This is a genomic window from Streptomyces sp. NBC_00299 (assembly GCF_036173045.1).
GTDB lineage: Bacteria > Actinomycetota > Actinomycetes > Streptomycetales > Streptomycetaceae > Streptomyces > Streptomyces machairae.
In genome coordinates, this window is the sequence record NZ_CP108039.1 from 9,369,757 (window position 1) to 9,391,146 (window position 21,390).

The 21,390-nt window shown below is 71.3% G+C and carries 16 protein-coding genes; 3 read left to right on the forward strand and 13 right to left on the reverse strand.

The window, feature by feature from the left end; genetic code table 11:
* Nucleotides 1-165 precede the first annotated feature (165 nt).
* Together OHT51_RS41605 and OHT51_RS41610 are read left to right on the forward strand one after the other, a co-directional pair.
* Complete coding sequence (locus OHT51_RS41605; RefSeq protein ID WP_328884092.1) at nucleotides 166-387, forward strand: hypothetical protein; 222 nt, start codon at nucleotides 166-168, stop codon at nucleotides 385-387.
* 66 nt (nucleotides 388-453) lie between these two features.
* Nucleotides 454-1,353: an MBL fold metallo-hydrolase gene (locus OHT51_RS41610; protein ID WP_328884093.1), complete on the forward strand. Its 900-nt coding sequence runs from the start codon at nucleotides 454-456 to the stop codon at nucleotides 1,351-1,353.
* A 149-nt stretch (nucleotides 1,354-1,502) separates the two neighbouring features.
* Here OHT51_RS41610 and OHT51_RS41615 read toward each other — a convergent pair whose 3' ends face one another.
* From OHT51_RS41615 to OHT51_RS41625, 3 genes are all read right to left on the reverse strand, one after another.
* On the reverse strand, nucleotides 1,503-2,597 hold the full coding sequence (locus OHT51_RS41615) for a DUF475 domain-containing protein (protein WP_328884094.1): 1,095 nt from the start codon (nucleotides 2,595-2,597) through the stop codon (nucleotides 1,503-1,505).
* Nucleotides 2,598-2,778: 181 nt separating this feature from the next.
* Nucleotides 2,779-2,976 (reverse strand): hypothetical protein, encoded by a 198-nt coding sequence (locus tag OHT51_RS41620; protein WP_328884095.1) that lies wholly within the window; start codon nucleotides 2,974-2,976, stop codon nucleotides 2,779-2,781.
* Nucleotides 2,977-3,192: 216 nt separating this feature from the next.
* Nucleotides 3,193-4,524: an amidohydrolase gene (locus OHT51_RS41625; RefSeq protein WP_443052674.1), complete on the reverse strand. Its 1,332-nt coding sequence runs from the start codon at nucleotides 4,522-4,524 to the stop codon at nucleotides 3,193-3,195.
* Between the two features lie 253 nt (nucleotides 4,525-4,777).
* Between OHT51_RS41625 and OHT51_RS41630 the strand changes: the two genes are divergently transcribed.
* Nucleotides 4,778-4,954 carry a thiazolylpeptide-type bacteriocin gene (locus OHT51_RS41630; RefSeq protein ID WP_053760578.1) on the forward strand — a complete coding sequence of 59 codons (177 nt, stop codon included), beginning with the start codon at nucleotides 4,778-4,780 and terminating at the stop codon, nucleotides 4,952-4,954.
* A gap of 92 nt (nucleotides 4,955-5,046) precedes the next feature.
* Here the strand turns inward: OHT51_RS41630 and OHT51_RS41635 are convergent, their stop codons facing one another.
* From OHT51_RS41635 to OHT51_RS41680, 10 genes are all read right to left on the reverse strand, one after another.
* Complete coding sequence (locus OHT51_RS41635; RefSeq protein WP_328884096.1) at nucleotides 5,047-7,011, reverse strand: TOMM precursor leader peptide-binding protein; 1,965 nt, start codon at nucleotides 7,009-7,011, stop codon at nucleotides 5,047-5,049.
* The gene (locus tag OHT51_RS41640; RefSeq protein ID WP_328884097.1) at nucleotides 7,008-7,763 is read right to left on the reverse strand and encodes an ABC transporter permease; all 756 of its coding nucleotides are present in this window, start codon (nucleotides 7,761-7,763) and stop codon (nucleotides 7,008-7,010) included. Before OHT51_RS41640 ends, OHT51_RS41635 begins: the two co-directional genes overlap by 4 nt.
* Nucleotides 7,760-8,743: an ABC transporter ATP-binding protein gene (locus tag OHT51_RS41645; RefSeq protein WP_328884098.1), complete on the reverse strand. Its 984-nt coding sequence runs from the start codon at nucleotides 8,741-8,743 to the stop codon at nucleotides 7,760-7,762. Before OHT51_RS41645 ends, OHT51_RS41640 begins: the two co-directional genes overlap by 4 nt.
* A gap of 24 nt (nucleotides 8,744-8,767) precedes the next feature.
* The gene (locus OHT51_RS41650; RefSeq protein WP_328884099.1) at nucleotides 8,768-9,871 is read right to left on the reverse strand and encodes a M50 family metallopeptidase; all 1,104 of its coding nucleotides are present in this window, start codon (nucleotides 9,869-9,871) and stop codon (nucleotides 8,768-8,770) included.
* Nucleotides 9,868-10,923 (reverse strand): lantibiotic dehydratase C-terminal domain-containing protein, encoded by a 1,056-nt coding sequence (locus OHT51_RS41655; RefSeq protein WP_328884100.1) that lies wholly within the window; start codon nucleotides 10,921-10,923, stop codon nucleotides 9,868-9,870. Before OHT51_RS41655 ends, OHT51_RS41650 begins: the two co-directional genes overlap by 4 nt.
* Nucleotides 10,920-13,625: a lantibiotic dehydratase gene (locus OHT51_RS41660; protein WP_328884101.1), complete on the reverse strand. Its 2,706-nt coding sequence runs from the start codon at nucleotides 13,623-13,625 to the stop codon at nucleotides 10,920-10,922. Before OHT51_RS41660 ends, OHT51_RS41655 begins: the two co-directional genes overlap by 4 nt.
* A 12-nt stretch (nucleotides 13,626-13,637) precedes the next feature.
* On the reverse strand, nucleotides 13,638-15,221 hold the full coding sequence (locus OHT51_RS41665; protein WP_328884102.1) for a nitroreductase family protein: 1,584 nt from the start codon (nucleotides 15,219-15,221) through the stop codon (nucleotides 13,638-13,640).
* 56 nt (nucleotides 15,222-15,277) lie between these two features.
* Entirely contained in the window at nucleotides 15,278-17,191 is a 1,914-nt protein-coding gene (locus tag OHT51_RS41670; RefSeq protein WP_443052675.1) for a TOMM precursor leader peptide-binding protein, read from the reverse strand.
* Nucleotides 17,181-19,364, reverse strand: a complete 2,184-nt coding sequence (locus OHT51_RS41675; protein ID WP_328884103.1) for a TOMM precursor leader peptide-binding protein — start codon at nucleotides 19,362-19,364, stop codon at nucleotides 17,181-17,183. Before OHT51_RS41675 ends, OHT51_RS41670 begins: the two co-directional genes overlap by 11 nt.
* A gap of 69 nt (nucleotides 19,365-19,433) precedes the next feature.
* Nucleotides 19,434-21,362, reverse strand: a complete 1,929-nt coding sequence (locus OHT51_RS41680; protein WP_328884104.1) for an AfsR/SARP family transcriptional regulator — start codon at nucleotides 21,360-21,362, stop codon at nucleotides 19,434-19,436.
* Nucleotides 21,363-21,390: the final 28 nt, after the last annotated feature.

Below are 21,390 nucleotides of genomic sequence, written 5' to 3' on the forward strand. Positions count from 1 at the left end.
CGAGAGCACGCGTGTGGAATTCGAGCTGGTCGGCCGGCGCGCGACGCAGCCAAGGGCCGTGGAAGACGTCGAAGTGGTCGACGGGGGTACTCGCGCAGGTGCGCCCACCGCCCGGCCTTCCTGGCGGTACGACGCGCAGCGCCGGGCGGTGCGACCAGGTCCTCGGTGCCGACCTGGAGCAGGACCGGGCAGCAGGACGCGGCGCGCGACCACTGGTCCTTCGAACAGACCGAGTCCCGGCTCGCCGCCGTGACGCGCGACCTCCACACTCAGGACCGCGCCACGACCGAGGCATACGGTGGCGACCACGACGACTATGTCCTCGGCGCCAATGCGGCCGGGTTCCTCAGGGTGGCGAAGGCGATGATGGAGCAGGGCGTCATTTGAGCAGGACGCTGCCGCGGTAGTCGGCGTACGACCGGATGCCGAATCGAGAGGTGTGAAGACACGGACATGCCAGCCACGGGATACACAGCGGTCGAATACGGCGGCGTCAGCGTGCTCGTAGGCCCACGACAGGGTGCCTATCCGTACGGCAACTCACTCCTCGTACGTGGCACGAGCGCATCCCTGGTCGTGGATCCGTCGCTGTCGCTCGTCGAGGCCGCGCCGCCCGCGGACCTGGTCCTCGTCAGCCACGCGCACGAGGACCACATCGCCGGTCTCGGCAGCTACGACGTACCCGTCCACATCCATCGCGGCGACCTCGACGCGCTGCGCTCCCGCGCGGCGCTGGTCGCCGGGTACGGCCTTCCGCCCGGTGACGTGGAGGAGGTCGACCGGACGATGCGCGACCAGTTCCATGTCCAGGGACGTGCGGATGCGAAGGCATTCGACGACGGCACGGTGTTCGACCTGGGTGGGCGCACGGTGACGGTCGTACACCTCCCCGGCCACACCGAAGGCCACAGCGGCTTCCTGGTCGAGCCGGACGGTTTCCTGTTCATCGCCGACATCGACCTGACGTCGTTCGGCCCGTACTACGGCGACGTCGGCAGCGATCTCCCCGACTACGAGGCCTCCATGCGCCGTTGCCGTGACATCGATGCCCGCTGGTACGGCACCTCCCACCAGAAGGGCGTGATCGAGGGCCCCGCGGAGTTCCGCCACCGGCTCGACGTCTTCGCCGCTGTCGTGGAGAAGAGAGAAGCGGCGCTCCTCGACTTCCTGAGCGAGCCACGCACGGTCGAGGACATCGTCGACCACCGCCTGGTCTACCGACCTCACGTCCAAGGTCCACACGTGCGGCCGGTCGAGCGCAGAACGGCCGTACAGCACCTGGAGCGACTGAAGAGCCTGGGGCGAGTCGAGGAGGTGGAACACGGCCGATTCCGTGCGAGACAGTGGAGCTGACCGTGACCGCAGACAGCGCTGGCTGGCCATGTGCTCGCGCACCGTTCCGCCCTGCGAGCAGGGCGCGACGGTCACCGCTGTGGTCAAGGAGTTCCGGAGCAGGGTTAGGGCGGCGACGGGGTGTCAAGAGACCACTGAGAACGTCGGACTCATTCAGCCGACCTGCGGTTGCGCTGGACCGAGGAGAAGAAGGACCAGGCGATCAGGACGACGCCGACGAGGCCCGTGATGACCTCGTGGATCTCGTACCGGATGGTGACGAGCAGGATCACGGCGAGGGCGCCGATCGCGTAGTGCGCGCCGTGCTCCAGGTAGACGTAGTCGTCGAGGGTGCCTTGGCGGACCAGGTAGACCGTGAGTGAGCGGACGTACATCGCGCCGATGCCGAGTCCGAGCGACATCAGGACGATGTCGTTGGTGATCGCGAAGGCGGCGATGACGCCGTCGAAGGAGAAGGACGCGTCCAGGACCTCCAGGTAGAGGAACATGAAGAACGCGGCCTTGCCGGCCATCGCGACCGCCGAGACCTTCTTGCCGCTCCTCCTGGCCTCTTCCTCGGCCTCGTGCTCGCGCTCCTCCTCTTCCTCGAGCTTGTTCTCGAAGTAGCCGGAGAGGCCACCGACGATCAGGTAGGTGATCAAGCCCGCGATGCCGGCGATCAGGACGGTCTCGGCCTTGTCCGCATGGATGCCGCCGTGCTGGTGGGCGTTGGTGGCGAAGGTCATCGCGGAGACGAGCAGCACGACGAGCGCGATGCAGACGGAGAGCATGTCGACCTTGCCCAGCTTGGCGAGCGGGCGCTCCAGCCAGCCGAGCCACTTGATGTCCCGGTCCTCGAAGATGAAGTCGAGGAAGATCATCAACAGGAACATGCCACCGAAGGCGGCGATCGACGGGTGGGCGTCGGTCACCAACTGCTGGTACTTGTCCTTGTCGTCGAGCGCGAGCCGCACCGCTTCGATCGGGCCGATCTTGGCGCTGACGGCGACGATCACGACCGGGAAGACCAGACGCATGCCGAAGACCGCGATCAGGATGCCGATGGTGAGGAAGATCTTCTGCCAGAAGGCATTCATCTTCTTCAGGATCCCGGCGTTGACCACGGCGTTGTCGAAGGACACCGAGATCTCGAGGATGGACAGGATCGCCACGATCCCGAAGCCGGTCCACCCCCCGTACAACACCGCCGCGACCAGACCGAGCGCGGTGACCGCGAACGACCAGCCGAACGTTTTCAGAAGCACTGGCTACCCAATCGTCTTGTACGGGGCTCCCCGCGCCGTACCTGGCTTTGCGAAACACTGACCTAGGCGAGCGGGATCATCCTACGTAGAGGGGTTGCTCAACTGCCGTCGTTACCCAGGGAGTTAGGTCAAAGCCCGGCGCTGCGGAGGTTGTATTCGACCGACCGAGGGAGGCCCGTCCTCAGGAGCCGCAGTCGTGGCTGGCGTCGCATTGCCAACCGGAGAAGCCGCCTTCGCGGGGGTTCTCCACGTCGTGGTCGAACTCGAGGAATCCCCAGGCCACCCAGGCGATGAAGGCGATGCAGAGGGCGAGTCCGGTCCAGAGGGCCAGCTTCTTCAGGAGGGCTTCGCGACCCGCGTCGTCCTCGCGGGTCGCCACGCCCGTCTCCGTCGTTCGGCCCGCCGCTGGACACCGTGGCGCGGTGCTCGCTGAGGATGCCCCACTCGTACCGCTGCTGGACCTCGAAACGTGGTACTTGATCTCGTCCCCTCCTTCCCCTGAAGAGACGGTACTGCTGCGGCCCGACCGCGCCGGCGTCGGTGATGTCCACGCCTTCGGTCAGCGCCTCCCGTTGGGGGTTCTCGGCGCGTAGCTTCAGGCTCGCAAGGCCCTTTGCACCGCCGCGGCCGGTGGCATCGTTCCGGGTGCACCCAGCGCCGTCAGCGCCGCCACAGTCATCGCCGTGGCCGCCGACGGCAGGGCGAGGGGCAGGTGCGGGGCGAACTCGGGGGAGTGGTTGGCCGGGAGTGCCGCGAAGCGCTCCGCCGTGCCGCCCGCGCCCGCCGTCGCGGCCCACTGCCGCGGGCCCACCACACCGACCATCCAGTAGCCGAGCGGCACCCCCGGACACCCGTGGATCTCCCGCCCGGCATCGCCGTACAGACCGAAGTCCTCCGTCGCCATCGACGGCGGCCACGCGGCCACCCGCTCGGCGCCCAGCGCTTCTCGGTGGGCGTCTCGGATCGCCGCAGTGAGCTTCTCGTCCGGCAAGGTCACCGGTGAGCGGGACACCATGGTGATCTCCGGTTCGCGCGGACAGCCGGACGCGTCTGCCTCGGCCCGTACGATCCGCTCGACCGCCGCCACGGCGCGGTCCAGCGCCGCCGGGGTGAGAGCCCGCACGGTGATGCCGAGCGCCGCGCTCTCCGGTACGACGTTGCTGTGCGTGCCGGCGTGGAGCGAACCGACCGTGAGGGTCGTCTGCTCGGCCGGCGCGCTCTCGCGGGCAACGATGCCCTGCAAGCGCATCACGACCGCCGCGGCGGCCAGGACCGGGTCCACCGTCAGCTGCGGCGCCCCCGCGTGACCGCCGCGCCCGTGCAGGGTGACGTCGAGGCCGACGCTGCCCGCCAGCACCGGCTGCCCGTGCCCATGGGCCACCATTCCGCCCAGCAGCGGCGCCGTGTGCTGCGCGAGCACGGCGTCGGGGCGGCCGAAGCGGTCGTAGAGACCGTCCGCCAGCATCGCCCGCGCGCCAGTCAGGATCTCCTCCGCCGGCTGGCCCACGACCACCACCGCGCCCCGCCAGTGCGCACGCGCACGCGCCAGCAGCGTCGCCGCGCCGAGCGCCGCGGCGATGTGCAGGTCATGCCCGCAGGCGTGCATGTGGGGGCCGTCGGCCGCGTACGGCAGTCCGGTGCGTTCCCGGACCGGCAGTGCGTCGAGTTCGGCGCGCAGGTACACGCGCGGGCCCTCGCCGTTCGTGAGGACGCCGACCACACCGTGTCCGCCGATGCCGCGCGTCACGGTGAACCCCTCCGCCTGGAGCGCGTCCGCGAGGCAGGCCGCCGTCCGGGCTTCGGCGCCGGAAGGTTCCGGGTGCTGGTGCAGGTCCATGGCGAAGGCGACGAGTGGGCGCAGCACGCTGTCCAACTGGCGCAGGACGGGCTCGTGTCGGCCGGTGGGGGCGGTCGCGGTGGGGCTCATCAGGGCATGGTCCGGCGGACCGGCAGCCAACGGCCGTCACCTCGCTGGCAGAACAGTGGCAGATCACTCAGATCACTGACAGATCACTGACAGATCGATGTCACTTCGCTGACCGATCCCCGGCGCGGTGCTGGCGCGGGCCGTCAGCGCTCCGTCAGTGCTTCGCAGCCGGTCGCGTCAGTGGTGCCCGGTCCAATGAAAGGGACCAACACCCCGGGAGGAGCCCGGTGGTGTGACCACGTCAGGAGTCATCATGGCTGACAAGTCGACCCTCGCCGCCCTCGCCGACGAGATCCTGGAACTCGAGTCGGAGACCTTCGAGATCTCGGACTACTCGGACGCCAGCGAGGTCGTGCTCGCCGGTTCCACCAGCTGCTCCTCCACCTCGACCTGCTCCTCCACCACCAGCACCACCTCCTGCAGCGCCTGATCCCACGGATTCGGCACGCGCCGGACGGCCGGGCGCCGCTCGTCACTCCTTCAGGAGCGACGAGCGGCGCCCGGCCGTCCGGCGTCTGACCGCTACGGAAAGGGATGTGGCACCCGCCGGATCTCCCCCTTCGCGAGATCGGTCTCCCGCAGTCCTGCCCGGCGTGCGGCAGTTCGCAGGCGCGGCATCCGCAGGGCCCGCTGGCGCGACCAGCCGAAGTCGATGGGCAGCAGACCGGGCGCCAGGACGCAGACCGTGCGCAGGCCGATGCGTTCCTGCTCCGGAGTGGTCTGGTCGACCACGACGACATCGAGGCCGGCCCGCTCCAACTCGTCGCGGCACAGCGCCACATCGTCCAGCAGATCGCCGGTGCGAGGCCGTCCGCCCGCCTCCCAGGACGCGTACACCTCCGCCATCGGACGGACAGCGGTGGGCTCGTGGTACGGCGTCACGTGCGTTGCCGTCTGGGGCAGCCCGTACAGCTGGGCATGGTCCTTGAGGTGCAGCACCTTCGTGAAGTCGGCTGCCATGGCCTCCAGTTCGGTGCGCCGCTCGCGTACCTGGCCCGGCAGGTGCGGGATGTACGTCAGTACCTCTGAGAGGGCTCCCTCCAACGCCGCAGCCGGGTCGAGGGAGGCGCCCGCGCCGAAGGAGTGGATGCCGGGGCCGCCGTCCCGGCGGACCGCCAGGCCCGTCACCACCGGTACGGCGAGGTCGATCCGGTTGTCGAAGGCGTGCACGTCGTAGCCCTGCAATGCGGCCCGATCGATCATCGCGCGGACGGTGGCATCGGTGATCGTGGCCAGGTCGATCTCCGTGAGCCGGATGCCGCCGTACCAGGCGAGGAGGAAGGCGTCTCGCTCGATCAGTTCGAGCAGCCCGCCGAGCACCGCCTCCTCCAGACAGCTGCCGATCGCACAGCCGTTGGAGCACTCGAAGACGAAATTGTCCGCCGCGAGCCCCGCGCTGTAGTGGACGAGCCGGGCCGGCACCAGGAGCGGACGCTCGTCGCGCAGGGAGTACCCCCAGACCCACGGGATCGGCCGGTCCGGGTCGAAGGGGTCCACGAGCGGATCGTCGCGGTAGGTCTCGTGCGCGTAGAAGCCGCATTCGGCCGGGTCGAGCGCGTCCTCACCGAGGCTGTTGTACGACGCCGTCAGCAGTCGTGTGCCGCGCCGCCGGTGTGTCCCGGCGTACCGCTCCAGGCCCTCCAGATAGGCCAGGTTCCGGCTCGCGGAGAAGCCGTTGGCCTGCCCGCTCCAGGTCACGTCGGTCAGACCGGCGTACCCGCGCATGAACACACTGCCCGCGACGGGCGCCGTGGTGGGCGAGGTGATGTTGAGCCAGGTGCCCGCGCCGAGCAGTCCGGTGACCGGGTTGGCGAGTGCGGCCGGCGCGAGCCCGTAGGAGGACGTCGGGCGCAGCCGGTAGCTGTCCTCGGCCGGCTTCGGCCGGTTCACCAGGGTGAGTTGGGCCGACTCCCGGGTGTCCGAGCCGCCGGTGCCGCAGTGAGGGCACAGCGGGTCGGCGTACAGCGGGAAGGTCCGTACGCTCAGCGTCGCGAGGTCGAGGCAGGTCACCTGCGGCAGGGCCCGGTCGGATGCCGTCTCGCCGGGCGGATCCGGGTTTCCGAGGATGACCGCCTCGTACAGCGCGCGCACGGCTGTGGTGACGAAGTCCGGCAGCTCCGGCCAGGCCGGGGCGAAGCTCCACGGCGAGCCCGTCTCCAACGCGTCCCGCTCGGTGCGTGAGCGCAGCCGCTGCCAGCGCATCGCGAGGCAGGTGCCGCACGCCCGCGCGTCCGCGTCGCCACCCCAAGGGCCCACCAGCACCTGCCGGGACGTCAGATGCACCAGCGCGCCGGGCCGCACATCGGCATACGGGTCGTCCCGCACGGCACGTGTTCCGAGCGGCACCACCTCGGGCCCGGGGCCGTCCGGCCGCGACGTGCGCGTTCGACGGGTCGAGGCAGACGGTGAGCCGGACCGCTCCTCCAGCGCCGACTGCAGCCGCAGCCGTGCCTGCTCCAGCGGCAGGCCCTCCAGCACGGGTGTCATGCGCGGTTGCTCCAGCGGAAGGTCTTCAGCCCGATCGCCGCGAAGACCACGGTGAAGCCAACGAGCGCGGCGCACCCGATCCCGATGTCGCCGAGGCTGCCGTTGCCGGTGAGCGCGGCGGAGACGGCGTCGTTGAAGTAGCGCAGCGGCAGCACCCGGGAGATCGTCTGCAGCCACGACGGCATCAGGTCCAGGGGGAAGAACGAGCCGGACAGGAACGCCATCGGCACCATCATGAAGTTCGCGATCGCGGCCACCGCCTCCGGCGTGTCGGCGTACGAGCCGATGATCACGCCGATCGACAGGAACGCCGTGATGCCGAGCACCAGCACAGGCAGGGCCAGCGGCCAGCGGGCGTCGAGCTCCAGGCCGAACCCCGGCAGCATCGCCACCGCGATGAACAGCACCGCCTGGACCGCTCCCACGGCCAGCGCCAGCACGTACCTCGACGCCAGGACCGTCGGCAGGCTCGTCGGCGTCATCCGGATCAGCCGCAGCAGATCGTCGCGCCGCCACTGCATCAGCGTGAACGCGATGCCGAACACCGCCGCGTTGGCCACGCCCCACGACATCACGCCGGGCGCGATGTAGGAGATGTACGGCCTGCCGGTCTCCTCCACCTCCTGACCGCTGAAGATCAGCCCGAACACGAGCAGAAACACCAGCGGGAAGGCGAAGGTGAAGAAGAGTGTGGCCGCGTCGCGGACCTGGGCCCGGTAGCCGGACGCCGTAAGTGCGCCGTATGCGCTCATGCCTGGTGCTCCGTGTTCTGCGCGTGCGGGATGGTGCCGGTGCTCGCGTCCGACGTGAGCTGGAGGTAGACGTCCTCCAGGGTGGCGGTCCGGGTCTGTACGCCGTCGAGGCCGCCGAGGGCGTCCAGCGCCGACATGACCTTCCCGGACACCTTCGTCTCCAGGACGAGGCTCCCGCCGCGAACTTCCGCGCGGTCGACGCCGGGGACCGCCTCGGCCTCCGCCACCGTCATCCGCTCGGGCGGCAGCAGTACTGACGTCGGTGCGTCCGCCGCGCCGACGAGTCCGCGCGGGGAGTCCAGTGCGGCGATCCGGCCCTCGACGAGGATCGCCACCCGGTCGCAGAGTGCCTCGGCCTCGTCCAGGTGGTGCGTCGTGTACACGATGGTCCGGCCGGCTTCCTTCAGTCCGCGCAGCACCTCCCACAGATCGCGTCGGGCCTGCGGATCGAGGGCGGCGGTGGGCTCGTCGAGGAAGATCAGCTCCGGGTCGTGGACGAGCGCGGAGGCGATGGCGAGCCGCTGTCGCTGGCCGCCCGAGAGGTTCTCCACACGGGTGTCTCGCTGGTCCACCAGGCCGACGGCGGCCAGCGTGCGCTCGACGGCCGCCGTGTCCGCGCGGTACAGAGCGGCCACGGTCGCCAGGTGCTCGTACGCCGTCTGCCGTACGAAGAAGGCCGACGACTGGGTCTGCACACCGAGCCGGGGCAGCAGCGCGACATTGCGGGGCCAGGGTGCGCCGCCCAGCACGTCGACGGTGCCGGCGTCGGCCTGGCGCAGGCCCTCCATGATCTCCACCAGCGTGGTCTTGCCGGCGCCGTTGGGCCCGAGCAGGCCGAAGAACTCTCCGCGGTTGATGCGCAGCGACACTCCGTCCAGCGCCTGGCGGCTGCCGTAGCGCTTGCTCACCCCCTCGACGTGGATCGCGGTGTCCGCCGCGCGGTTGCCGGGGCCCGCCGGCACGGTTTCGGTCTCCGTCATGAACAGCTCCTCGGAACAGGTCCGTCAGGGGGTGAGAAGGACAAACGCGGCCGTGGCCAGGCCGGCCGCGATCAGACAGGCCAGAACGGACGAGCCGATCCCGTATGCCGTGTACAGAGCCCGCGCCCGGCGCGGGTAGGCGGCCGCGGCCTGCCGGTCGCGCAGCCGCAGTCTCAGGTAACGCCCGCTCTCCGGGGCGAGGTTGGACACACCCAGTACGTGACCGAGCATGGTGTATCCGTCGAGGGGCGGGAGTGGCACCAGGTTGACCAGTGCCTGAACGCTGCCCAGCAGGAGCAGTCCCGAAAGCACCCGGCGCGTCGGGTCGCCGGGCTCGAGTGCCGCCCACCAGGCTGCGAAGGGCAGCAGGAACAGCAGGTTCGCGAAGGCCCCGGCCGCGCCGACCACCAACTGGTGCCGACGGCGCGCGAGGAAGCGGTAGTTGTCGACCCGGCAGTACATGATCGCCACGGGCAGCCGCCAGCGCAGCCCGATCTCGCTCACCTTGCCGCCGTGGTGCCGGGCGGCCACGCCGTGCGCCAGCTCGTGACATGCGGTGCTCAGCCACAGCAGGGTGAACACGCCGACCAGGGCCACCGGTTGCCGCAACAACCACCACGTGTCCCGTACGAGCTGGCCGGCGCCCGCGGCCAGGATGATCTCCATGGCCAGGCAGAGCGTCAGCAAGGCGATCAGGACCGGCGGGCGCAGCAGCGGGCGCAGGGCCCGGTGCAGTCGCCCGGTCGTCGCCCCGGCGTCGGCGACCAGCCGCAGGCTGCCCTTGTAGAGGTTGCCGGTGAAGGGTGAGGAAGGCGGGGCCGCGGGGACGGCACGCGCGGGCGCTCCTTCGAGGAGCCGCTTGGTGCCCAGCAGGCCCAGAAGCTGCTGCCAGTTGGCCTCGCCGAGGCGTCGCCCGAAGGCGGTGGCGTACTCGGCGCCGATCTCCTCAAGGCTGCGGTCCCCGTCCAGCCGGGAGATCAGGAAGTACTCCTTCGGCCCCACCTCGAACGACGAGCCGTCCGCCGGATCCTTGATCAGGTGCACGGTGGCAGGACCGCGCAGCAGGGGCGCGCTGAGCAGGATGTCCGGCCGCAGCCGGGGCCGGTGGGTGAAGACGTCGGGTCTCATGAGAGGGCCTCCGACGCGGCTCCCGTGCCCGCGCGCAGCACCCGGCCGAGGATGTGGGAGAGGAACGCCTCGTCGCGGATCGTCACATGCAGCCGGTTGTTGGTCATGTGCATGTATGGCGAGAGAAGCAGCGGCAGGGCGAGCGCCGGGTCGGTGACCTGCTCGTCGCGGGTGCCGTCCCAGGACCGGAAGACCAGGTCGCCGGCCTCGGCCAGCGCGACCGCCTGCTGCCGCAGCTCCAGGCAGTGCGCCGCCCAGCCGCGCAGAAACGCGGGCAGCCGGTCGAGCCGCTTCGCGGCGACGGCCCGGCGTATCTCGTCGAAGCGGCGGCCCAGCCGGGGCGCCATCTCGGCGTAGCTGCGGTCGTACTCCGAGGAACCGATGAATCCCGTGCCCGGGAACGCGCGGTGCCAGAACTCGTAGTACCGCTCCAGATAGTCGGTGAGGTCGTCCTCGTCGGGCAGGAAGCAGCTCGCCATCACCATCATCAACTGGGCCGACGTGCCGAGCAGTACGGTCCTCAGGTGCAGGTTCATCGAACCCAGCGCCGCGATGACCAGATCGCTGGAGTGCGCGAAGTGCCACTCCGCCAGTGCGACTCCGGCCGGCCCGCCGTACTTGCCGTACTCGGGCTCGTACGGCTCGTAGGAACGTGAGTTGTTCGGGCGCAGCCGCATCCGGCCGTCCTCGCCCATGAACTCCCCGCGGTCGCCCTCTGGGAACTCGATCTCGAAGAGGGTGTTGTAGAACTCGTTGAGGAACCCCGAGTCGACCTCGTACAGGGCCGGACGGCTGCGCAGGAACGCGTCGACGGCCTTTTCGGCCCGGCGGCGCACTTCGGCCGTCGCGTCCTCGCTCGCCGGCCGCAGCCGCAGCCGCACATGCGGGCCCTCCAGCCAGTAGTTGATGAAGAAGTGCCCGGCGAGCAGCCCGTCGCCGCTCAGGTCCCGGATCAGCGGACCCACGCACTTCACCAGCAGGGGCTGCGGGTTGGCGGCGTAGAAGACGTGCATGGCCTGCCACGCGCCGGGGGTGGGGGTCAGGTCGGTCATGCGGCGCTCTCCTCGTAACGGCTGTGGGAGGTGAAGGTCTCGACCGACAGCTCGGCCACGTGGCTGCCGCGTTCGGAGACGACGTGCAGGCCGCTCTCCGCCGGGAGCATCTCGCGCAGCTCGATCCGGTCGTCCGGCGACTTGACCAGCGCCTCGAACGCGGTGAGCGACAGCGGGCTGTCGAAGTCGAGGTACTGCGGCTTGGCGCCCGCCCCTCCCCGGGGGCCGCTGGAGACGGTGACGAAGACGCGGGCGGGCAGCCCGTGAATGCGACGCCAGCGCCGCCAGGCCAGGAACGCCTCGTCGTCCGGCGTGCCCGCGGGCCGACCGGGCAGCGCAGCGGCGGTCGTGGACCAGCCGCGCCGGGCGAGCACGAGGTTGCCGTGCCGCACGCGGGGCCGGCGGGTGACGCCCTCGTGCGCCGGGCCGTGCGGGACACCGGCCCAGACGTCGAGCGGGGCCATCGAGGTGGGCGACAGAAGAAGCAGTGTGCGCGGGGTCTCGGGGAGGGCGAGCGGCACCAGATAGCCGAGGTACACCGGGATCACCTCACGGCCGAGCCGCTCGGAGCGCAGCAGCAGCCGGTCCTCGACCTCGTCGTGTTCGAGGCGGAGGTCCTCCAATTGGATACGGCGGTCCTCGGGGACGCTGCTCGACTCGCCGGGGCAGACGATCTGGTACTCGGTCAGGCGTCCGTGCAGGTTGAGGTTGGTCGTCACCGACCCGCCGGTCAGCTCGGCGAGCACGGCTCCGGGCGGCGTCAGCCGGGTGGCCTGTTCCCGGAGCGGTGCGGAGAGGCCGGGGCCGGCCGGCTCGTCCCAGACGTGCGTGAACCGGCTGAACGGGAACGACAGTCCGCCGTAGGAGCGATTGAGCACCATCAGCGGCTCACCGCCCTCCGTGGTGAGCTGGAGGTGGTGGCTCTGCGGGGTGAACGGGGCTCGTAGGCCGTCCAGTTCGGCCGCCACCTCGTCGAGGTGCGTGTCGTCCAGCACGACGTCCGTCTCCCCGGTGTGCCCGGCCCACAGCGCGCGCATCCGGTCGATGAACGTCCGGCGGGCCCGGTCCAGGGACTTGATCTCCGCCAGCCCGAGCCAGTTCTCCTCAGGCACGTACTCGCCCCGCGCGTCGAACGGGGATCGTTTGGCGGTGAAGGAGAGGTACTGGTCGAAGAAGTCCTCGTGGAAGTCGTGCACGAGACCGAGCAGGTCGTCGCAGCGGCCGCCCTTGCCGTAGCGGGCCAGGAAGAACCCCTTTAACGTCACCCGCTGAGGCAGCGTCAGGTCGAACGCCGGCAGGATCCGCTCCACCGAGCGCAGCGCGCCGCCGTCCGTGCCGGTCCAGGCACCCAGCCCGCAGGACACGTCGTCTCCGGCGTCGGCGTCCTCGTAGAGCAGGGTCTGCGGCAGGGACGGCTCCTCGACGCCCAGCAGCTTCTGGGCCCCGCCCAGACCGGAGCGCAGCCGGCGCAGCAGCCGCGCCCGTCCGGCGGTGTCCGCCTGTGGGTAGGCGTCGATCAGCCCGGCCGCGTTATCGAGCTCTCCGGCAAGGTCGTGAGCCCACGGCCGGTCCAGTGCCCGCAGCGCGTCCTGGAAGGTGCGCAGCGGGTCGGCGGTGTGCACGTCGGTGTCCAGGCTCGGGACACGGATCATGCCGAGCTGGAGCAGCGCCGACACATACGTCTCGCACAGGGAGGCGTCGGCGTCGTACTCGGCGCACAGCCAGTCGACCACCTCGCCGTAGCGCAGGTCCCGTTCGCTCAGCAGGGCGATGAGGCGGTCCAGCGTGCCGCTGCGGCGCAGGAAGAACAGCCGGTCCTTGACCGCGTCGAAGGTGACCGCCGCGTCGTCGTCGCCGGTCGTGACCCAGCGCCGCACGTACCGCACCCGCTGATCGTCGCCGCCCCACCCGGACGCGAGCCGCACCGGAAGGTCGGCGCGCAGCGCGGGAGAGGCGAGGATCTGCTCCGCGAACCGCGCAAGGACCACGACGTTCAGCCGCACCCGCCCCCGCCACTCGGCGCGCAGCGCAATCGACGGGTCGTCGCCGTCGCCGAACGTGCCGAGGGCGACACCCGTGAACGTGCTGAAAGGGCTGGTCTTGCAGGCCGTCCGGTACAGGTAGGACAGCACCGAACGCTCGATCTTCCGCAGCCGCTTGTCCGGCCGTTCACCCGCGCCGAGCCGCACATACGACTCCAGCCGCCCTTCGAGCGTCGGTGACGCGAGCAACAGCCCGTGCCGCAGCCGGTCCTCGTCGAGCAGCGCCCGCAACACGCCTCGTGCCCCGGCGAGTTCGTCGCCCAGCAGCGTGGCCCCCCGGCGGTGCAGCAGGTCGAGCCCCCGCCTCCCCTCCAGCCACTGCCCGGTCCGCTCGGCAACGGCCGGGTCCAGCGCCTCGATGAGATCGAGCGCGGGCGGGTCGCCCTTCGGCAGACGGTTGTTGAAGATGTCCCGGCGCAGCGCAAGCAGGTGCCGGCGGCGGCCGTCGTCCGGGAAGAGCCGGTCGGCGGCCGGGACGAGCGCGTGCAGTACGTCGCTCAGCTCCCGGCCCCGCACCAGCAACTCCTCCTCGGCGACCAGCACCTCGTCGGCCCAGCGGGCGGTGTCTGGGCAGCGCAGGGCACGGACGGACTCGACGGGCAGCCCGGCGACCCGCAGAAGGAAGCGGTGTCCGGGCTGCCAGCTCGTTCTCGGTGTCACGGCGACCCCCTCTCAGACGATCTCGGAACGGAAGTCGGCAGGACACGGACGCTCGTTGCCGAGCAGCATGATCAGCAGCGGCGCCTCGCCGGAGTCCGCAAGCCCCAGCTCCTCGATGTACGAGATGTTGTCGAAACCGAGGGCCACACCGGCCCCCAGCCCGAGCGCCGCCGCGGCGGTGTAGAAGCTCTGCGCGATCGCCCCGACGGTGGCGTTGACCAGCCGGTAGCCCCGGTCGCCGACCGCGTCCAGCACCGCCGTCGTACGCAGGGTCGGCACGATGACGGCGCCGGCCTGTTCGAGGTTGTAGTTGGACAGGAAGTAATTGCGCTGCAGGAACGAGCCCGGCGCGCCGGGCGCCACCAGGTGCAGCGTGTGCGTGTCGGGCTCATAGGCGTACGCGCCGGGCGTGACACCGTCGACATGGTTGACGAACGCGTACAGCCGGGCCTGACGCGGGGTGCCGGCAGGTTCCGCGTCGCTGCCGAGCCGCGTCCCCGCGCAGGCGGCGAGCGTGGTGGCCAACTGCGTGGCCGTCACCGGGACCGTCGCGTCGAAGCGGCCGAAGCTGCTGCGCCGGGAGCGCAGGGCCGTACGGACGCTGACGTCCGGGAACTCCGCGGGCGGTAGGGCGAACGGGTCGGTGGCCGTGGCGGGAGGGGCGGGCGCGCTTGGCCGGAGCGCCTCGGGCCCGGGCCGGTCGGTGGCCGACTCGGCGGTGGCGCGGTGGATCCGGCGCAGGGTTTCGAAGTCGAGGACGGTCCGGGACCGCTCCTGGTCACGCCGACGGACGGCCGCGCCCGGCGCCCCTGCCGACGTGATCTCCGCCTCCGTGCCGTCCCACAGCAGCGGAACGACCGCGAACAGCCCTTCCTCGTCCTCACCCAGCCCCAGCAGCCGGGCCAGCTCCGCCTCGTCGAACCACAGCGCGGGGGCCACCCTCAGCCCACGAGCACGCGCCCAGACGCGCCAGGTCTGGAGCAGCGCGCCCACGTCCATGCTCACGGCGTGGAAGGAGAAGCTGTTGTATTTGAACGCGTTCTGCCAGTACTTGACGCCGAGGACCAGGAACTGGTCCGTCGCCGCCCCGTACGACCCGAGCGCCGCGGCCACCTCCCCGCTCACGTTCCCGGCCAGCAACCGCTGCATGGCGTGGCGCGGCGGTGAGTAGTAGTGCACGCCGGGCGTGAGCGGCCCCGACGGACCGGAGACCCAGTAGATGCTCACCGGGTAGAGACCGCCGCCCGAGGCGGTGCCCCGGGACCAGTTGGCCTGCGTGTAGTGCGGGAGCGCACCGAGGTCGGTGTTGGCCTGGACACCGAGACGGCGGCCGGTCAGGCCGTAGGAGTCCAGCAGCATGCCGGAGAGCAGGGGCAGCGAGAAACGCCCCGCGCTCGGCATGTCGTCGGCCAGTAGACCGGCCGTGACCGTGGCGTCGGCGGGGTAGGGCGCGTCGGGCAGCGGAAACGAGTTGGCGCCCGGGTAGTACTTCGCCTTGCGCGGACGGTCCGCCCAGTCGGGCACGAAGTCGGCCGGCTCCATCGGGATCCGGCCCCGGTGCATGATGGCCGTCGCGTATTCATGGGCGTAGCCCATGGGTCTCTCCTCTGCTGGGCGTGGAGGGTTGTGGGGGATTGGGAGATCGCGGGTCGTCAGGGGAAGGGGTGCGGAGCCGGATTGAGGTCGGCGGCCTCCAGGTCCTGGTCGCGCAGGCCCGCCTCACGCAGAGCCGTACGCACCCGCGGCATACCGAGAGCCCGCTGGCGCGACCAGCCGAAGTCGATCGGGAGCAGGCCGGGTACGAGGACGCTGAACGTGTTCAGTCCCAGCCGTCGTTGTTCGGGCAGCGTCTGGTCCACGACCACGACGTCGAACCCGGCGCTGGTCACGGCGCACACACACCGTTCCAGGTCGTCCCGCAGATCGGGCGAGACGGACGCTCCGGTCGCGTCCGGCCAGGCCAGATCGGAGACCGCGAGCTGTTTCGTGGCCGTCGGGCCGCGCAGCAGGAAGTCGGCGTGCACGCCCATCTCGGGGATGCCGTAGACGAGCGGGTGGTCGTGAAGGTCGGTGACCTGTGAAAAGTCTCCGGCCATGGCGCGCAGCCGGGCCTCGTCGCGCTCGGTCCGTCCCTGGAGGTTCACCGCGTCGGTGGCGATCTCGCACAGTGCCGCGTCCAGCGCGGACTCCGGGTCCAGACCGGCACCCGCTCCGAAGCACATCCGGCCCGGCCCGCCGTCGACGCGTTCGGCGACGGCGGTGACGACGGGGATCGGGAACGTGACGCGGGTGTCGAAGAAGCGGGCCCGGTAGCCGTACATGGCCAGCCGGTCGACCATGTTCCGGGTTGCGGGGCGGATGCTGGTCGCCGGCTCGATCTCGGGCAGGGGCTGCTGCCCGTACCAGGTGAGCAGGAAGGCGTCCCGCTCGACGACCTCCATCAGCCCGAAGTAGACGGCCTCTTCGGCGCAGCCGCCCGAGGCGCAGCCGTTGGAGCTCTCCTGCACGAACCGGTTCTCCAGGCCGGGCGCGTGATAGTACGTCAGGATCTCCGGCACCAACCGGGGCACCCGGTCCCGCAGCGACCAGCCCCACACCCAGGGGATCTCCCGCTCGGGGGAGAAGGGCACGACGTGCGGGTTGTCGCGGTGGAAGGCCTCGGAATACAGGCCCACTTCGCGCGGATCCACGGCCTCGGCGCCGAACTGGGCCAGTCTCCCCGTCACCCGGGTCCGCTTGCCGCGCGCCCGCATACCGGCGTACCGCTCCAGCCCCTCAAGAACGCCGATCCGCGCGCTGGCCCCGTACGACGCCGCGTGCCCGCCCCAGAACGTCTCCCGCAGATACTCCCCGGAGCGCATCGAGAAGCAGCCGATGGTCGCCGACGTCGACGTGGACGACACGTCCTGGACGAGGGACGGGCCGAGCGCGCCGCACACCGGGTTTGCGAAGGCCGCGATGTCGATGCCGTACGCCTCGACCGGGCGCAGCCGGAAGGACCCGGGCGTGTCCTTGGGCGCGGAGCCGAGCGAGACGACGGCACCCTCGGGCGTGTCGGCGACCGGCCGGGAACACGCCGGGCACTGCGGGTCCGGCACCAGCGGATGGCCACGCACCGACAACGACTCCATATCCAGCACCCGTACGTCCGGGAACGGCTCGCGCGCCGGGGCCGCATGCGCCTGTGCCACGACCACGGCGAGTGCGTCGGCCGCGAACGGGACGGCGTAGGGCCACACCCCCGACTCGTGGGTGGGACCGCCGAGTTCCAGCGCGTCACGCAGCGGCACGGAACGTACCGCCTGCCAGCGCCGGCCCAGACACCGCGGACAGGGCGAGTCGCCCATGGGGCCGACGATCGCGTGCCGCGCGTAGAGGTGCACCGGCACCGGGCCCGGCTCGTGCGCGCCGTACTCTTCCGCGAAGGCGTCGTCGAACCCCAACGCGCGCACCGACACACCGATGTGCCCCTGCCCCTGCCGGTCGAGCGCCGCCCGCAGCAGGCCGGTAACGAGACGGACGGCACTCGGCACGCGGACCGCCGGAGCCGTCGTCTCAACCGACACGCCGGGCCTCCGACGTCAGTAGCACGCGCACGACGTGGATTCCGGCGCGTTCGAGGTCCGCGGAGCCGGTCGGTACAACGAGTGCGTCCCGGGCCTGTTCGCCGAGACGGCGCAGTACGTCTGCCCAGGATGTGACGGCGTCCGGGTCGGCGGTCACAGTGCCGATCACCGTCAGGGCGCGCGGGTCGAGATCGCTGAGCACCGGATCCCCGAAAGACGTGTCGTCGGCCGGCCCCTGCTGCTCCAGCTGCACCTGACCCAGCAGCTCACGCAGCGCCGCCACGGCCGCGGCCCGGTACGACAGCTCGGCCCCGACCGACCAGCGGGTGCCGGCCCGGGCGAGGACGACCGACACGCCGGACCGCTCCCGCTCACCGAGGTCGAGCAGCTCGGCCTCGACACCGAGGTTGACGGCGGAGCGCATCAGGAAGGTGAGTTCGGGATCGGCGTCGGCGGGCACGGTCACGCCGGGCACGGCGGCACCTCGGACCGCCCGCCGGAGCGCGTCGTACGCGAGCACCGACAGCATGCCCTGCGCGGCGGCGTCGGACACGCTCGCGCCGGCCCGCATCCCGGCGCTCGTGGCCTCGAAGAGCCGCTCCGGGTTGCCGGCACCGAACGGGCGCACGGCCTCGCCCGGCACCAGGAACCGCTCCTTCGTAAGCAGCGAGACCGCCGCCTCCCACTCCCGTACGTCCGCCTCCGCGCCCCCGATGCCGGTGGCGGTGGCCAGCTCGGCCGGGGCGAGGCGCACCGCGGGTTCCGGGGCGGTGGTGCGGGCGTGCGGGACGACGTGCTCGGCGTACGTCTCGGCGGCCCGGTGCAGGGCCCGCAGCCGGGCGCCGGCCACGTGGTGGACGTCGGCGGCGGCGATCCGCCGGGGGCGGCCGTGCCCCACGCCGAGTTCGACCGCGCTGAGCTTCAGCGGGGTCTGGGTGATGTCCTCGTCGTCGTAGCGGCGGAAGACACCGGCGTGCGGCCGCAGCAGCACCGAGCGGCGGTTCAGCTCCGCCACCAGCTCGTCCGCCTCGCGGGCGGTGTCGACGGTAGGCAGCGCGAGAGCGTCGGTGTCTGCGGTCGCCAGATCCACCTCGGGCACCTCGGCGGGCGCGTCGTCGGCGCAGAACGGGCAGCGGGGGTGCGGGAGCAGGGGCTCCGAGGCGACATCGAGCGACTCCGTGTCCTGCACGATGAGCTGCCCGGCCGTCTCGGCGGGCAGCGCGCCGGTCGCCGACTTGAAGACCTCGAACCCGAGCAGGTTGCCGAGCATCGCGGACAGCGGACCGCCTGGAACCGGCGTGCCGGCCGGCAGGTCCAGCGCGAGCGCACTCCACACGTCGGCGGCCTGAGAGGAGGCCCCGTTGGCGCCGAGACGCAGCACCGCACACGCCCAACACCCTGTTGTCTGAGCCGACATGGCCGGTCCGGCGACCGAATGCCGCCCGAAGGACCAGGCTGGCAGGAGCGTGCGGCCCGCGGGCACGCCGGCCCGCAGCAGCGCAAGAATCACCCGCGGCGCGTGCGGCCCGCCGGTCACGACGACGACGTCGTACCCGTCCAGGCTGTCCCAGGTCACCGGCCCGTCCGCGAGATCGCGGACCTCGACCGGGCAGCCCTCGGCAGTGGCGGCCGCCGCCTCCTCCGCGATTGCCTCCCGGTCGAGGCCGGGCAGTACGCCGACGGCCGCGCCGCCGTTGCGGATCAGGCTCAGCGCACACCAGCGGGCCACCAGACCGGTGCCCACGACAGCCACGCGCGTGTTCCGGAACCGCTGGAAGCGCCGCGTCGCGTCGTCGGCGTAGTGGTCGACATAGGCGATCTGCGCCTCGAATCGGCGGGCCACATCGGCGGACGGCTCCGGCTCGGCAGACGAGTCCGCCGCGGGTCCGGCCGGGGCGTCGCGAGCGAAGCCTCGCTCGTACAGCGTGCCGACAAGCTCGCCGACCATGGCGCGCTGCCGGTCGCCGAACCCCTCGCAGATCTCGGCGACCGTGTGCTCGCCGTCGAAGTGGGGCACGAGAAGCGTGGCGAACCGGTACGCCGACTTGGCCGTCAGCCGGAATCCGCCGTCGGCGTTGTGGAAGAGGACACCGTCGGGGGTCTCGGTGAACAGGACGTCACGGCGGATCCGGGGGCGGGTCGCGGCGACGGCGTCGTACCGTGCGGAAAGCATGCGGATGTCACCTCGGGTCGGAGGGTCGGTGGGGGCGGGGACCGGGTGGTTCGGGGTAACGGGAAGCGGTCAGCCGGGAGTTCGGGCGGGCGCGGCGAGCTGACGCGCGTAGATTCTGAGCAGTTCGTGGATGCGGTACGGCTTGGGCGGGCCCTCCTCGACGAATCCGGCGTCCGCAAGCTGTTCGAGCACCTCGTCGGGCGGCGGCGACTCCGGGTTCCCGCCGCCCTCGAACTGCGCGGCCAGCCGCAGGAAGGCCTCACGCAGATCGGGATCGAGCCGCCCCAGAGCGGCTTCGAATACCTGGGGTACGGACATCAGCGGCTCGTCGGCGAGGGAGAGCCGGGCGGGCATGTCCTTGGCCAGCCAGCTCACGCAATCGGCGATGCCGAGGCCCGGCCGGGTCAGCAGACGGGCGGCGGCGATCCGCAGGCTGAGCGGGAAGTGCCCGCACATGCGGGCGAGTTCGCTTGCGGCGTCAGGTTCCTGGCCGACCCGCTCGGCACCCAGGGTGGCGACCAGGAGATCGTAGGACTCCTGCTCGTCGAGCGTGTCGAGGCGATGCACGACGCCGCCGTGCGTGGCGACCAGGCCCGCGAGCCCGCGTCTGCTGGTCACGACGGCGGCACCTTCGGCGGGGGAGGGGAGCAGAGGCCGTATCCGCCCGGCGCTCGCCACGTCGTCGAGGACGAGGAGCCGACGCCCCGGTCGGCTCGGGGAGGGAAGCCGCTCCAGGGCCTCCGCCGTACTGAGCGCACTGCCGTCAGGGTCGGTCATTGCCAGGGTGAAGCAGCCGCCGGGAAAGGCGTCCTGCACCAGATGGGCCGCCTGCAGGGCGAGGGCGGTCTTGCCGATGCCGGGGGCTCCGGAGATGACCACCAGGCCGGCCTGCGGGTGAATTGCGGTCAACGCGCGTTGAATCGCAGCAAGTTGAGTGGTGCGGCCGGTGAAGCAGGGGACGGGGGCGAGGGAGGGCACGGAGGCGACGGTGTGGCCGGGGGTGGTGACGGGGAGGCCGGGAGTGGTGTCTGTGGCTCGGGCGGACGTCGGGTCTTGCGGGGGGTCTGGTGCCTTGCCGTGAGCCGTGGGGGCGCCAGGCGGAAGGGCCGCCGCGACAGCCGGTGCCTGTTCCTGTGCCGGCGTTTGGGCCGGAGCCTGACTCGGCAGATCGGCCCTGGCGACCCCTGCCGGCAGCGCGGCCGGTCGCGTGGGTGTCCGTGCCTCGATCGCGGGGAGGACCTTGGGGACCGGGGCGGTATCCAGCTCCTCGCCACGGAGGATGGCCAACTCCAGCCGCTGGAGAGGTGCGCCCGGATCGATGCCGAACTCCTCCTTCAGCCGCTCCTTGACGGCCCGGATCTCCACAAGGGCTTCTGTCTGGCGGCCGGTTCGGTACAGCGCCTCGATCAACTGCTCAGCGAAACGTTCCCGCTCCGGGTGGCGTCGGGCCGCGTCCCACACGTCGGTCAGGACCTCGCGACATCGCCCGCGCGCCAGTTCGATGTCGCACAGCCGCTCCAGCGCCCTGAGCCGTTCCTCCGACAGCCGGGGTGCCTCGTAGCGGTGCAGCATGTGCGAGGAGACGTTGGCGAGTACGGGGCCCTGCCACAGGGCGAGGGCCTCGCGCAGTACGTACGACTCCGTCTCGGCGTCGCGGGCGGAGTCGGCCGACTGGACCAGGCCGCGGAAGCGGAGGAGGTCGAGGGTCTCGTGGTCCATCCGCATCCGGTAACCGCCCGGTACGGCCTCGATGGTGTCGTTGGCTATCCCGTACTTCGCGAAGATCCTGCGCAGCCGCAGGACACAGCTCTGCAGGGCGGCCCTGGCCGTGGCTGGGGGCTCGGTGTCCCAGACGGCGCGTAACAGATAGTCGGTCGAGACCACCGTGCCGGAGTGAATGAGCAGGGCGGCCAGGAGATTCGTGGGCTTGGAGGGCTGCAGGACGGCGGCGTGCTCACCGTCGGTGATACTCAGGAGCCCTAACAGCTGGAACCGCATCCTACTTATCGCTCCGTTGTGTCCTCTG

Bases quoted from the DNA above. Each gene is read 5' to 3' on its own strand.
- OHT51_RS41610 (WP_328884093.1), top strand. From the start codon at position 454: ATGCCAGCCACGGGATACACAGCGGTCGAATACGGCGGCGTCAGCGTG.
- OHT51_RS41625 (WP_443052674.1), bottom strand. From the start codon at position 4,524: ATGAGCCCCACCGCGACCGCCCCCACCGGCCGACACGAGCCCGTCCTG.
- OHT51_RS41630 (WP_053760578.1), top strand. From the start codon at position 4,778: ATGGCTGACAAGTCGACCCTCGCCGCCCTCGCCGACGAGATCCTGGAA.
- OHT51_RS41635 (WP_328884096.1), bottom strand. From the start codon at position 7,011: ATGACACCCGTGCTGGAGGGCCTGCCGCTGGAGCAGGCACGGCTGCGG.
- OHT51_RS41640 (WP_328884097.1), bottom strand. From the start codon at position 7,763: ATGAGCGCATACGGCGCACTTACGGCGTCCGGCTACCGGGCCCAGGTC.
- OHT51_RS41645 (WP_328884098.1), bottom strand. From the start codon at position 8,743: ATGACGGAGACCGAAACCGTGCCGGCGGGCCCCGGCAACCGCGCGGCG.
- OHT51_RS41650 (WP_328884099.1), bottom strand. From the start codon at position 9,871: ATGAGACCCGACGTCTTCACCCACCGGCCCCGGCTGCGGCCGGACATC.
- OHT51_RS41655 (WP_328884100.1), bottom strand. From the start codon at position 10,923: ATGACCGACCTGACCCCCACCCCCGGCGCGTGGCAGGCCATGCACGTC.
- OHT51_RS41665 (WP_328884102.1), bottom strand. From the start codon at position 15,221: ATGGGCTACGCCCATGAATACGCGACGGCCATCATGCACCGGGGCCGG.
- OHT51_RS41675 (WP_328884103.1), bottom strand. From the start codon at position 19,364: ATGCTTTCCGCACGGTACGACGCCGTCGCCGCGACCCGCCCCCGGATC.
- OHT51_RS41680 (WP_328884104.1), bottom strand. From the start codon at position 21,362: ATGCGGTTCCAGCTGTTAGGGCTCCTGAGTATCACCGACGGTGAGCAC.